10 protein-coding genes are annotated in these 14125 nt (G+C 38.9%); 1 reads left to right on the top strand and 9 read right to left on the bottom strand.

Annotation, left to right across the window (positions count from 1 at the left end; all coding sequences use genetic code 11):
- Positions 1–9 precede the first annotated feature (9 nt).
- The 8 genes from MHB44_RS09175 to MHB44_RS09140 all read right to left on the bottom strand — a co-directional run bounded on the left by MHB44_RS09175 (position 10) and on the right by MHB44_RS09140 (position 11667).
- Positions 10–441, bottom strand: a complete 432-nt coding sequence (locus MHB44_RS09175; RefSeq protein WP_341302495.1) for a GNAT family N-acetyltransferase — start codon at positions 439–441, stop codon at positions 10–12.
- Positions 442–630: 189 nt separating this feature from the next.
- On the bottom strand, positions 631–1758 hold the full coding sequence (locus MHB44_RS09170) for a virulence factor (RefSeq protein ID WP_341302494.1): 1128 nt from the start codon (positions 1756–1758) through the stop codon (positions 631–633).
- Between the two features lie 12 nt (positions 1759–1770).
- Positions 1771–3657, bottom strand: coding sequence for an ABC-F family ATP-binding cassette domain-containing protein (locus MHB44_RS09165; protein WP_341302493.1), 1887 nt, complete (start codon positions 3655–3657; stop codon positions 1771–1773).
- Between the two features lie 173 nt (positions 3658–3830).
- Complete coding sequence (locus tag MHB44_RS09160; RefSeq protein ID WP_341302492.1) at positions 3831–4445, bottom strand: HD domain-containing protein; 615 nt, start codon at positions 4443–4445, stop codon at positions 3831–3833.
- A gap of 710 nt (positions 4446–5155) precedes the next feature.
- A complete protein-coding gene (locus tag MHB44_RS09155; RefSeq protein ID WP_341302491.1) occupies positions 5156–6196 on the bottom strand; it encodes a DUF917 family protein in 1041 nt (346 codons plus the stop codon).
- A 17-nt stretch (positions 6197–6213) separates the two neighbouring features.
- Positions 6214–7788 carry an OPT/YSL family transporter gene (locus tag MHB44_RS09150; RefSeq protein ID WP_341302490.1) on the bottom strand — a complete coding sequence of 525 codons (1575 nt, stop codon included), beginning with the start codon at positions 7786–7788 and terminating at the stop codon, positions 6214–6216.
- A 159-nt stretch (positions 7789–7947) separates the two neighbouring features.
- On the bottom strand, positions 7948–9627 hold the full coding sequence (locus tag MHB44_RS09145; RefSeq protein ID WP_341302489.1) for a hydantoinase B/oxoprolinase family protein: 1680 nt from the start codon (positions 9625–9627) through the stop codon (positions 7948–7950).
- Positions 9628–9630: 3 nt separating this feature from the next.
- On the bottom strand, positions 9631–11667 hold the full coding sequence (locus MHB44_RS09140) for a hydantoinase/oxoprolinase family protein (RefSeq protein WP_341302488.1): 2037 nt from the start codon (positions 11665–11667) through the stop codon (positions 9631–9633).
- Between the two features lie 291 nt (positions 11668–11958).
- Here MHB44_RS09140 and MHB44_RS09135 point away from each other — a divergent pair, with 291 nt between their 5' ends.
- The gene (locus tag MHB44_RS09135; protein WP_341302487.1) at positions 11959–12696 is read left to right on the top strand and encodes a hypothetical protein; all 738 of its coding nucleotides are present in this window, start codon (positions 11959–11961) and stop codon (positions 12694–12696) included.
- 74 nt (positions 12697–12770) lie between these two features.
- On the opposite strand, the gene MHB44_RS09130 is transcribed toward MHB44_RS09135, so the two are convergent.
- Positions 12771–14123, bottom strand: coding sequence for an erythromycin esterase family protein (locus tag MHB44_RS09130; RefSeq protein WP_341302486.1), 1353 nt, complete (start codon positions 14121–14123; stop codon positions 12771–12773).
- Positions 14124–14125: the final 2 nt, after the last annotated feature.

Raw genomic sequence — 14125 nt, 5'->3', positions numbered from 1 at the left:
CAACTTAATTTACCAATATTTTTTCATTAAAATATGTGGAATATTGCAATCCATAAATTCTTCGCCTTCACTTTTATAGCCTATTTTTTCATAAAAGCCCTCAGCATGGGTTTGTGCCTCTAATTTCACTTTTGTTAAGCCCTTCTCTTGGGCAATTTGCTCTAATCCTAAAATAATTTCCTTGCCAAGACCATATTTACGGAATTTTTCCAGTATGCAAATGCGCTCCAATTTGCCATAGCCCTCTACTACTCGTAGTCTACCTGTGCCAACAGGCTGCTCTTGATAGTACACAAGAATATGGTCGCATGGAGCATCTAATACATCATAGGCATCAATTTCTTCTTCCTCTGGTACTTGTTGTTCTTCAATAAAAACTTTTCGACGAATATTTAATGCTGTTTGTAATCCTGCTTCTGTTGTTATTTTTTCGGTGCTCACTAGCGATTCCTCCTTGTATCAGCTTTTAGTGCCATCTTCATTTAGAGATGATGTTCCTATAGTATAAAATAATTTTTATTGCAAATACAACAAAAATTTATATTAAGTGAGAAAATACCTTTAGATGGAGCGAATTTTACACTTTTTTTGAGCGAACACAGAAAAAACCAGCAGCCGCTGGTTTTTTGTTTATTGCTGACGAGATTCTGTCATTTGCTTCCATACAGAGCCTTTTGCTTCCTCACCCTGTTCAATGCGTGCAATGGCCATTTTGATTTGTAATTTTACTTCAAATTCTTTATCATCTTCAGCCGCCTTTAATGCTGGTAAAGACTGCTCCGTACCAACCTCATATAAATACATGGCTGCACGCCAACGCACAAGCTTGTTTTTATCTTGTAACGCTTTTTGCATAGCTTCTTCAAATTCTACAAGGCCCAAATCACTCATACAGTCACCCGCTGTTCTACGCACGGCTGCACTTTTATCCTGTAAGGCTTTTTCTAAATAAGGCACTACTGCCACATCCTCAATCATGCCTAAGTATACAGTCGCTAGTCGACGAATAGACATTTGGTCATCCTGTAGAGCTAAATCTAATAGGGCTAGATCATCTAGCTCTGGATCAGCCATTTGATCAAGCAACTGGAAGCGTTTCTCCCACTCAGGTTGATTGAACTGCTCAACCGTTACTTTTAACTTGTCCGTTTTCACAACGGCTTTTTCATCATCATTATTGATAGCAGCGACAATTTCTGCTAGACGTTCTGCAGAATATGTGACATTGATCTCTTGTTTAACAGCTTCTGCAATTTCTTCTAGTTCGCCATAGCGCACACCATAATCAATCCATTTACGTTGGAATATATAGTTTTCATCAACCGCTGACTCAATAATTTGATTAAACGCATCTACAAAACGGTCACCACAGCTCACACGATGTTCTTGTTGATTATCAAAAACCTTTACCTGTAATGGTATTTGCTTATAAAATTGCACATGCACATAAACCTCACCATAAAATTCATTGGCAATTTGTGTGTCATCCTGTGTTTGTACATCTTCTCCTAGCACTTGGCGGATACTAGCTAAAATTCCTTCCCATGCGTATTTAGCATTACGTTCAACTGCAAAGAAATCAGCTACATGGTAAACACCCTTGACTCCTTCTATTGCTAAAATTGCTGCTGCTTCACCAGTTGCTTCGTGCTTATTATCCTTCGTAAAATTATAGCTTTTACCAAAAGGTAGCTCTGTATCCACAACAATTTTCATCGAATTCGGGCTTGGTGTCGGTTCAATTGTGATAATTTTCATCTTTATCGCTCCTTATCCATTGACAATTTCATCTAAATAAGACCATCTTTCAATCAAGTGCTCATACTGTCCATTTAGCTCATCCAGCTTGGCTGTTAATTCCTGTAGCTTGGTAAAATCTGAGCCAGCATGTGCAATGCCTTCTTCGGTCTCCATAATCGCTGTTTCTATTTTTTCAATCTCATCTGCAATCGTTTCCCATTCCTTTTGCTCTTTAAACGATAGCTTTTTCTTCTCTGCTTTTGGCTTTTCAGTCTTAGCCTTTTCTACTTTTGGCGTTGCCACTTTGACAGTTGCTGCCTGCTCACGCTTCTCTAAGTACTCACTGTAAAGATCCAGCGTTTCCTCTACTTGTCCCTGTCCATCCAATATCCATAGCTTTTTCGCAATACGGTCTAGGAAGAAACGGTCATGAGAAATCGTAATAACGACGCCAGGGAAATGCTCGATGAAATCCTCTAGCACACCCAATGTTTCAATATCCAGGTCATTCGTTGGCTCGTCCAGTAACAAAACGTTAGGTTGCTCCATCAATAAACGTAATAAATGAAGACGCTTGCGCTCACCGCCCGATAATTTTCCAATCGGTGTACCATGTGCATGCAGTGGGAATAAAAAACGCTCTAGCATTTGCGCTGCTGAGTAGCGCACACCCTCTGCATCTGTAATATCATTTGAAGCCTCACGTATATATTCAATCATACGCTCATTTTCATTCATTTTCGGCAATGTTTGCTTGAAATGTGCTAGCTTCACTGTTGACCCAACAAGAATTTCTCCTTGATCGGGAGTCAGCTCCCCTGCTAGCATGTTCAATAAGGTTGATTTTCCTACCCCATTCGCACCGATAATGCCAATTCGGTCACCCTGCTGTAATAAAAATGAGAAATTTTCAAGGATTTTTTGCTGTCCAAAGGCTTTCGAAATATGCTCAGCCTCCAGCACCTTACGACCAAGGCGTGTTGTGGCAAGCCCCATGTCCAATGAAACATTCTCTGATTTACGCTCTAAGTTGTCCTCTAGCTTTTCAAAGCGTTGGATACGCGCTTTCTGCTTGGTTGAACGTGCCTTCGCACCACGACGAATCCATTTTAACTCTGAACGATAACGGTTGCGATCCTTCTGCGCAGAAGCAGCCTTCATTTCCTCACGAATAGCACGTGCCTCTAAATAATCACCATAATTGCCTGTATGACGATACAAGGTTTGATCCGCTAACTCGTAAATATGTGTCGATAATTCATCTAAGAAATAACGATCATGGGTGATGAAAATCACTGCACCCTTTAGTCGTAGCACCATTTCTTGGAGCCACTCTGTTGCCTGCACATCTAAATGGTTGGTTGGCTCATCCAATAAATATAGATCAGCAGGTTCAATTAATACTTTGGCTAGGGCTACCCGTTTTTGCTGACCACCTGATAGCGTTAGCACTTCTTTTTCAAATGCTTCAATGCCTAGTTTTGTTAAGGCGGTCTTCGCAAGAGCGTTGATATCCCACGCTTGCTCCTCATCCATACGTTGCTGCAAGCTAAACAAAGTTTTTTGTAGACTTTCGGATGTTGGATTTACTGCTAGTGCAGCAATGGTTTCTTCATATTGACGATTCAGCTGTAAAATGGGTGAATCGCCTGCAAAGACAGCCTGTAAAACTGTTTCACCAGCCTTAAATATCGGCTCCTGTGGCAAAGAGGCAATACGGTATTTATTTGGACGATCTACTGTCAACGTATCCGCTTCAATATCACCTGCTAAAATGGATAATAATGTTGATTTCCCTGTGCCATTAATACCGATTAAGCCTGCTCGCTCTCCTTCATAAATAGTAAATTCAATATGTTGAAAAAGCGTTTTATCGCCAACTGTTTTTGTTAAATTTTGTACGATTAAATGACTCATTCCACTAGTTCATCTCTTTCATGTTAGGTATGTTGATGCCCACACGATTTTTATGTAGACGATTATTGATATCCATTATTCATCATAACATCAATTGTCAGGTAAACAAAGAGCAACACACTAGATGCAACAAACCGCCTTCCATTATAAAAGGCGGTTTGTTTGGCTTGGTTTTATTGACCGATTTCTTGTTGCAACTGCTGTAAAAAGCTTTCCATAAATTGATGGCGTTCAAGAGCCATTTGCTTGCCCTTTTCCGTTACCATTAAATCCTTCAGCAATAATAATTTTTCATAAAAATGTGTTACAGATGCCGTATTTTTTTGACGATATTCCTGCTCTGTCATATTTGTACGCACTTCTTCGTCTTGATCATAAAGCTTGCGACCTTTTGCGCCGCCATAAGCAAACGTACGAGCAATGCCAATGGCCCCAATTGCATCTAAACGATCTGCATCGCGCACAATTTTAGCCTCTAATGATGTTGCAGCTAGCTCATTGCCACCATTATATGAAACTTGTGCGATGCAATCTCGAATATGCTGCTTTTTGTCTTTACTCAATGGTAGCTCGGCAATCAGCCTTTCCTCTTGTTCCTTGCTATTGGTATACTTTTTATCACTTACATCATGCAAAAGCACCGCTATTTTTACAACCTCAGCATCTGCTGTAGGCTCGGTATGTAGAATGGCTAAGGCATTGTAATAGACACGTTCAATATGCTGAAAATCATGGCTAGCATCGAATTGCGCATATATTTCACGTACTTGCTTCATTAAATTATCCATGTTCTAAATTCATTCCCTTCCTATGTAATTATAGGGTATTTTTTAACCAATTAGGCATCTCAAAAAAATAAAAATTTAATGTAATTTCAATTGACTAATTTTTCAGAATATTATATGATATATGTACAGAACAAATGATTTGTTCTGTAACTCATATTTTTCAGTAGTGTACAGAAGCTATGTGTTCAACAAATGTAAATCTAACTTCAGCGGGCGTGTAAGTGAGTAGCTTGTAAGACCCTATATGTATAGAAAACCAATTATCTCAATAAATAAAAGTGAACACTTTCCCTTAGAAATTTTTTGTTAAACCCGCATAGCGCAATGTGCCTACCGAAATATGTGAACAGCAAGTTAGTTTGTTTGGACGACCAAAAGGATATCACCTAATGTAGCATGAGTGTAATTGTTTTTTCATAAATAGTTGTTACCTTTTTTACATCCATCTTTGAGCATGTATGAACGTAACTCCTCCTATCTATGAAAAATCCTACGCTATTTTTGCTAACAATTTGTGATCACTCAATATGCAACAGAGTCGTGCAAGCAAGAAAAAAGATCATTCATTTAAGCCAAAGGTAATAAAAGCTATAAAGGAAGTAGGAACTAGTTTGATAAAATGTATGACCGTCCCGCTGAAGGAACAATAAAAGCTGCCCATCTTACAATCAAGTAGATGCTGGCAGCTTTTATTATGTGTCTTGTTCTTATCAAACGTTTTGAATCACTTTATCGATCTGCTGTAATAATGTTTGATTTTGCATCGTGGAGCTTAATGCTAAATAACGCTGATCCACATGAATAACCGCTACATGCATCCCCTCTTTAATACTGGCACTTGGAATGGGGAGCATATTGTCAATATCGAACGTCATGATCAGGTCTGGAAACTTCGATTGTAGCTGTCCTGCTTTCGACAATGTCATGTATTCATTCCAAAAGGTTAAATGATAATCACCAACTGATAATTTTCCAATATCAAAGCCATTATCCTTCGTTAACGAATAATTTGTGACTTCACCAGATATAAGGTGTACACCATTTAATTGCTGCAAAACATTGGCCAATTTCTCCTCAAAGGTTTGTCCATTCAAAAAGCTATAGCCAAGCTCAATAGCCATTGTAATGGCATTCGGTGCACCATGTTGCTGCAAGTAATCAATTGATACAGGGTTGCGTGTGACGGCAACTAGGCCGCCAGCTAAAATAGAAGCATGACGGACTGTTTGCGCCGTGTTTTGTAAATCACCTTCTACAAATCCTTGAATCGCAAAATCCCCTTTTCCTCCTGCATAAAATTGCACAGATTGATAATCCTGTTGTTCGTGTAAATTTAAGGAGCCCATAATGCCCGTTGGATGTGCCCGTCCATTACAAGGAGCATCAACGACTGGTACATTTAATAAGACAGATTGCAGCCAGCCATTAATCGTTGTAATTGCCCCATTTTCATTCGTAATAATACCTTTTAAACGTTGATTCATATACGTGTCCATGCTTTGGTAGCTCCAACAAAGCTGCTCATTAGAAATATATTGATCGGCTGCTGAAGGCGCGCCCACCATTGCTACACAAGCCACTAGATCTTTATGATCTAATTCCGTTATGTCGACTAATTGAGGCTCCCCAGCAGCAAAGATTTCTTCCACTAGCTTTAGTCCTTCCTCTAGCAGACCACCTCCGCCACCGCCAAGGATTGCGCCTCCATAAACCGCTGCAATACCATCATTATAGGTTAATGCTTTGACCATTTAGTATACGCTCCTTTCTACTTCCCGATTTTCACAATAGAGGTAAAGAAGCTGTATAAAGCATCTCCAGCAATAACTCCCGCTGCAAACACAGTCATTTCAGATTCTTTCTTCCCTTTTGTTAGAGACGTGAAAATAATACGCAGGACAATACCCGTTAATACAGCCCAGCCAGCAATCGGATTAACTAATAGCAAACCTGTTGCAAAAAGAATACCCATTTGACGTTTAGCACCGCCAAGTAACTGAATCAATGCACCTGGAATCGCCCAAATCATTAATTGCTTTGCCACATCACCAGTAACGCCTGATTGAATCGTTGCTGCATAAACATGGTTGACAGGTGCTACTAAATCTTGCGCAAAATAAGATTTATAGGATAGTAACACAACAATCGCTGAAATGGCGAAGGCTAGCATACCTGCAATGAGCTGCTGCTTGCGTCCCTCTTTTTCTAAAGCTGGATCACTACCATTGCCACGTAAAATAAAGCCTGTTTTTAAGTCATAGCCCATATCTGCAAAAGCTACCCCTGTCGCTGCACTATAGCCTGCTAATAGGGCAAGAGCTGGCGCTGGGAAGCCCAGTAAAATACCAACAATCAGGGTAATAAATGCTACAGCAAATGCAGGGAACCAACCAGCATGCATAGCCGCAATCCCAACAATAAGCTCATGTACAAATGCCGCAATCGCCGCAAATAATAGGAAACCAAGCAACATCCCAAAGGACATATGAGAAATTAAACCGCCTAATAATGCAATTAATAAAGCAATCGCTAAATAAGCAATAAATCCTACACCAAAGCCTTGGCGAATTTCTTTTTCATCCTTCGTATACCTTACTTCCTCTACTTCCTTAGCAGCTCTTTTAGTAAATAATGAAAATCCTACTTGGAACAGTGCCACAATCCCAGCACCAACCATCATGCCATGTGGAATATAATAGTCATTTAAGTCAATATTAAATAATTGAACCGAATAGCCTCGTAGTAACAGACCAATACCAAACATTGTTAGTGCCCAAATATTACCGATAAACGCTACGCCAAAAGCCGACATCGGTATTTTTAAAACAGACCCTACAATACCAATTAAGACACCACCAACTAATACTTTGGCATTTTTACCACCTTTATCGCCTGCTTTAATCGCCTCAGCCGTAGCAATTCCTGGCGGCCATGTGCCTGCTGCTGGAAAAACCTTTGTATCAAAAAATTTATATAATAATAAAGCATCCACAAACATCGCTAAAACTACACCAATAAATAATGGTAATACTAAATTTTCATAGCCTAATACATATGGAATCCCAATTGGCAGCATTAAGCTACTTGCTGCACTAAATGTAGCGGCTGATATCGCCGTTTGCACAATATTTTGTCGATGTATAGATTTAAAGGCAATTAGCTTGCCAATTGGAATTCTCCCTAGAATCATCGCAAATATTGCCCCAACAATGGATGTATTTGCAGAAATCCCTAAAGTCGTAATTAGCTGTATCCCAATAATTGCCCCAATTACAGATGTGAAAACAATCATTAGTAATGTAACAGGCTCCAAGGCCCTAGGATGTAATACTTTATTATTCATAGTGTCAGCTCCCCTATTTGAAATATGTGATACTTCATGTTTCAAGCATTTATTTCTCCCTTTGAGTATCCACAAGAAATGGCATTATATCTTTCTTATTAGCACACCGACACTAGATAAGCTTAGAAATATCGACTCACTTATAGTGGATTTCTCCTTTTAAGCATTGTGATAACCATATTGCTGCTTAGCTACTTCTACTGAAATATATTCATTTAGTATATCTCGCTCAATAGCTTCCTTGCTTCTTGCTAATGGATTGCCGTAGCCACCACCCGTTGCTGTGACAAGTTCAATGCGGTCACCCTTGTGTAATGCATAATTTGCCAGCACACCTACAGGCCCAAGCTTTGTACCATCTGCTTTATGGATCACTAAATAATTGTGTGAGCCCTCGCCACCACCGTTTAAGCCGAATGGTGCAAATTGATGTCTGCCTAAATTGACAGATACTCTTTGTCCATCATGATTCACCGTATACACACGACGTACACCTAAACCGCCTCTAAATTGACCAGCACCAGCACCGTCACAATTTAAGCTATATTCATCAATTTGAATACCGTATTTTGTTTCTGCAATTTCAACTGGAAGATTATATGTTTCACCATCTCCCATACAGTATTGCCCGCTTTGCCCATCCTCATCATTCGCTGCGCCCCAGCCACCAACAGATGGCTCAACAATTAGGAATGACTCATCATTTTCAGGATTTTTCCCAGTGAGAATAAACGTACAAACAGATTGTAAATGCCCTGCCGATAAGCGTTCTGGTAAATGCGGCGCAAGAGCTTTCCAAATTAGATCAGCTGCCCCAATACGTGCCTCAAAATTCATAGACACAGGATGTGGGCGTTTAGCTGAAACAATCGAATTGTCATCTGTGATAATCGTTAAGCGTTTAAAGACACCTTCGTTAATTACGTCAATATCGCCAAGTAATGCTAGGAACATAACGCGCACACTTGCCATTAAACCAAACTGAGAACAGTTCATTGGCACATTGACTGCAGGATGTGAGCCTCTGAAGTCACAAATAAACGCCTCATCACTAATTGTGACTTTCACTTTTATTGGATAAGGTCCACCCTTTAATGGGTCCCCTTCAATAAAGTCCTCCGCATAAAATTCACCTTTAGGTAGGTGTTGAAGCTCATACTCTACAATTTTCTCACCCTTGTCCAATAATTTTTGAATGGACAATTTCACCGATTCCGCACCAAACTTCTGACAAAGCTCTGCGATTCGTTTTTCACCTGTTTTTAAGGCGGCTACTTGTGCAAACATATCACCGATTGAAAGCTCTGGTAAACGAACATTCGTAGAAATGATTTCATAGACTGCATCGTTCAACTCACCTTGATGATAAAGTTTGACACCTGGTAGCTGTAAACCTTCCTGATAGATTTCATTAGAATTACTTGTAAACGAACCAGGGTCCATGCCCCCTACCTCTGTCCAGTGTGCTTTATTGGCAGAGTACGCAATAATTTCACCGTTGTAGAAAATTGGGAGAACTAAGCCCACATCCGATAAATGCGAGCCACCTCCAACATAAGGGTCATTGATAATAATGACATCACCTTCATGTAGTTTTTTCCCATTATCAAACTTCTCTATTACACGCTGTACCATTGGACTTAACATCCCAATAAAGCTCGTTACACCGTTTCCTTGACTAATTAAATTACCCTTGGCATCTGTTAAACCACAAGCATAGTCTAATACTTCATAGATTACTGGACTCATAGAAGAGCGTGCTAAAGCTATAAACATCTCATCGCCTATAGCTAGCAATGAATCTTGAATAATTTCTACTGCAAAAACATCTTTTTTCATGTTTTATTTCCCCTCCATCTCTACTATCAAATTGCCGTATTTATCAATTTCAATTGATTGATTATTATTGATTACGACCGTAGATGTTGGATTTTCCACAATTGCAGGACCTGTAATGACATAGCCAGGTACTAATTTTTGTTGGTCATAGACATTGACCTCTACCCAACCTGTTCCCTTCACATATAAATTGCGTTGTGCCTTGATACATGTGGAATTGTCGATATGAGAGAAGTCTAGCTCTTTAAATTGAACCGCCTCATCTTTCCCGTAGATTGTAAGATGTAAGTTGACTAACTCAATTGGTGTAGCTGGTAAATCAAAAGAAAACTCTTGTTTATGTTTGATATGGAAGGCTTCTGCTAATGCAAGTAGCCCCTCTTCATCAAGCGTAATAGTTGATGCATTTAATTTAACGGCATGCTCTTGACCTTTGTAGCGTAAATCATAATTAATTTCAAAATAATAATGATCCTTTGATAATGGTGCATCTGCATAGGCATTAGCAATGACTTGATCAATATTTTCTTGAATCGCCGCTAGATGATGATGATCGAACCCCATTAAACTTGTTTGAATATAATCTTGTCGGTATTCAGTCATCATCATTCCTAATGCTGAGAAGACGGATGAACCATAAGGAATAATGACTTTTTTCATACCTAGTTCTTCTGCTAGGTTAATCGCATGTAGTGGACCACCTCCACCAAATGCCACCATAGTAAAATCTTCAGGGTCATAGCCTTTACGAATAGAGATCAGCTTCAGTGCGTTTAACATATTGGAGTTTGCAATATCTAAAATACCTTGTGCTGCTTCTTCTGCTGACACATGAAATGGTTTCGCAATTGCTTCAACAAGAGCCTCCTCCACTTTGTTAATGGATACTGGGTTATCAAAGTTTGCTAAGGATAATCTTCCTAAATAAACATTGGCATCTGTAATTGTTGGCTGTGTATTCCCTAAGCCATATGCTACAGGCCCTGGATTTGCCCCCGCAGAATCTGGTCCAACCTTTAATGAGCCAAACTGATCTACACGTGCGATGGAGCCACCACCATTGCCGATTTCAACAATATCCACTACAGGTGTTTTAATCGGATAACCTGCAAATTTTTCATTTTTTTCAATATAGTAATCTGTTGTGACGTTGACTTTGCCATCTGTAATAAGCGAGCATTTTGCTGTCGTCCCACCAACATCGAATGCGATAATATTGGATTCATTGAGAAGTTGACCTAATTTTGCTGCCCCAAACATACCAGCTACTGGACCAGATTCTACAAGGTTAATCGGTAGCTCCATCGCTTTATCAAAGCTTGTTGTTCCGCCATTCGATTGCATAATTTTTAAATGGTCTGTAATGCCAATTGTGTTTAATTTCTCTTTTAGGCTTTTTAAGTAGGCATGTGCAATTGGCTTTACATAGGAATTAAGGACTGTTGTGTTTGTTCTTTCATACTCACGGTATTCTTTAATCGTTTCACTTGAAAGTGTGATATATACCTCAGGCCAAATTTTTAAAATAGCTTCTTTTAACTGTTGTTCATGAATTGGATTTTTATAGCCATGAATTAAGGAAATAGCAATCGCCTCGACACCTAATTCCTTAAATTTATGAACGATATCGCCAACTTCCTCGGTATTAAGCGCTTTCATAATATTTCCTTTAAAATCGATTCGCTCATCAATTTCTTGTCGTAAATAACGCTCTACAAATGGTTCTGGCTTTTTATATTTAAAATTATATAAGTCTGGTCGATTTCCACGTGCAATTTCTATGACATCGCGGAAGCCTTTTGTTGTTATTAACCCAACTACTCCCCCTTTTCGTTCCGTTAGTGTATTGATGATAACCGTCGATCCATGAATAAATGATTCAATTAAAGAATCTTCCGTTACATGTCGTTCTAATACATTTAATATACCGTCCTCAAAATGACCAGGTGTCGTATGTCCCTTATCAAAATGAAGATTTCCCTTTTCATCTGTGAAAACTAGGTCGGTAAAAGTACCGCCAATATCTGTTGCGATTTTCAAGACTTCATCCCTCCGTGTTCCTATTATCGGTACAGTGTTCCGAATTAGAATTAAGTAAATTATAGTGAAAAGAAAAAGAAAATTCAATATTTTTTCAATAAAAATTCATTTGACAATTTATGCTATTGAAAAATTTACTTTTCTCAAATTAAAATTGTCAGCTTCCTTAGCGCAAAAATGCTCGTTTTGCATCAGCAAGTTAGATTAATATAAAATTAATATTGACTCTATGGATAAAAATTTTTCATCAGGAATAAAAAAACTAATACGTTGTCAGAGGGGGAGGGTAATATGAAAGAGAAAAAAATCGCAGATATTAGACTATTTGAAGAATTAGCGCGTACAAAATCGTTGCCTACTTACATGGGGGAAATATACAAATTAGAAAAAGATACTCGGTTGATCTGTACACGATTTGCCAGAAAGCTTCGAGAAAAAGGTTTTATAACAGGAAATTTTGATCATCTCTATATTGTTAGTACACCATTACTGGGGGAGCAAATTATTCAGGAGTCAGTGCGAGGGACTGAACAGCGAGTAAAATATTATGATGTAGGTGTTGCAGTCGATTCTTTTAACAGAAAAACGAAGCAGGAAAAAGAGCTTTATCTATTAAAGCTTATCTCCAATGTTTTACAGCAAATTGCTAGCAATACAGAACAACTAAGCCTTATATTAGATGTCTATCATATAATGCTTCAATTAGGCAGTGAGATGGCAATAAAACATCTATCAAAAGAAACAAGTCAGTACAAGGTAACCATCTCCTATCAAATTAAATCTTTACAGGAGAAATCAACAGCCATTATTGAATACCATGATTATAAGAAGCGTGTCACAAGAAAAGCTGCATTTTTAGACTTGAATATGTATGAGGATATTTATTATTTAGTATCTTCCATTACAGTAAAAAATGGCATGATCTGTTTAAAGCCACGCCTATCACAAACGGCAAGCTATCACACACAAGCCTATCCAACCCCTATTACTATTCCGATTCACGATATCCCTCTACTAGAAATAGAGTGAGCAAGCCAAAAAGCTGTAAGAAAAATCTACTTTTCCTACAGCTTTCCGCTCTTTTTAGGCTAATTTAACACACTTTATTTGATATAAGTCGGTTGAGTGGCTTTATCAATCAATAAAATGCCATCATATTGTTCCTGTGGTACAAAGCTTTCTTCAATCAATCCCCAGCTATAAGATAGTCGCGGTTCAAACATCCATGAATTGCCTCGTTCATTTTGACGGTAGCGCATATCAATAAATGTATAGGGTGCATTTGCAGCAGCAAGGATATCTTCCATTGAACCTCTTTTTACTGGTAAAACAGGTAACACATCACGAGCATTACTTACACTTTCGCCACTTCCCATATAAAGCCCTAATACATAGCTCGATTTTTTCTTTGCTTCAGGCAAAAGCTCGCCCATCATTTTTACAGGATAAGGCGTTCCCATCACTTCGGAATGCGCTTTACGTATATGATCATTATGTGCCCAGACAATAAATTTCTCATTCGGATAGACGTCGTTTGCTAGCCACAGTAAATTTTCGACCATGGCTTGGTCACGCCATTCCATTGTTTTATAAAATGTGGTTGGGTTATTTTGCTTCAGTTCAATATTCGACTGAATGTTTAGCTCGATATATTCCTCCGCTACGTGAATACGCTGAGCTAAAGTACGCTCCATTAACTTCACAATATGTGGCTCGTTTGGATAAGCTGCCTTCAATACTTGCTCCTGCTGTTTAACCTGTGACTTTACATCTGTATATATGGTAATCAACTTCGGTTTTGCCCGTCGGTAGCCCTCTATATCCTCACTAGAGCTCCAATCTACTAACTGTTCCTCTACAGTTAAAAATTGCTTAGCGAGTTGCTTATTCTGTAACCAATCACCATTTGTAAACATCCCCTGTAGCTGCATATCAAAGCCCACTAACGATAATGGCTGGTCGGTCGTTTGTGATGCTTTTATATAGTCAAATAGCGGCAATGTTTCCTTTGTCCACCATACGCCAAAAATAGCTTCCTTCATCGTCTGCTCAGCAGATTGTTGGTCTATGTTTCCATAGGCATCCATTATATTACCTAGCCCGCTTTCAAATGCTAGGACATTGAAATCCATCTCTTGATGTAAAAATTGAATAAGGCGTGTCTTGGCTAAGCTAAATTCCGCTACCCCATGAGAGCTTTCACCTAAAAAGACCATCCGTTTATCATGCAATAATGGCTTTAGCATCTCTAAATCGTCAAAATCTGTTGTCCGTTGAATAGATGTTAGCTTATACGCATGGTCATTGACCCAGTCCTTCCATTCTGCCACCGCTTCATTTGCTGTGCGTATCTGCTGTGCCTCTACTGTTGGCACTGCTGCAGAAGCATTTGATAGGCTAATACCACTTGCTAAAACAAGTGTTAAAGATAGTAAAATTTTTCTTGCTTTAAGCAATT

The organism is Lysinibacillus sp. FSL H8-0500, assembly GCF_038051955.1.
Lineage (GTDB): Bacteria > Bacillota > Bacilli > Bacillales_A > Planococcaceae > Lysinibacillus > Lysinibacillus macroides.
The sequence above is the reverse complement of the archived record's forward strand: the minus strand, read 5'-3'. Positions and strand labels throughout refer to the sequence as shown.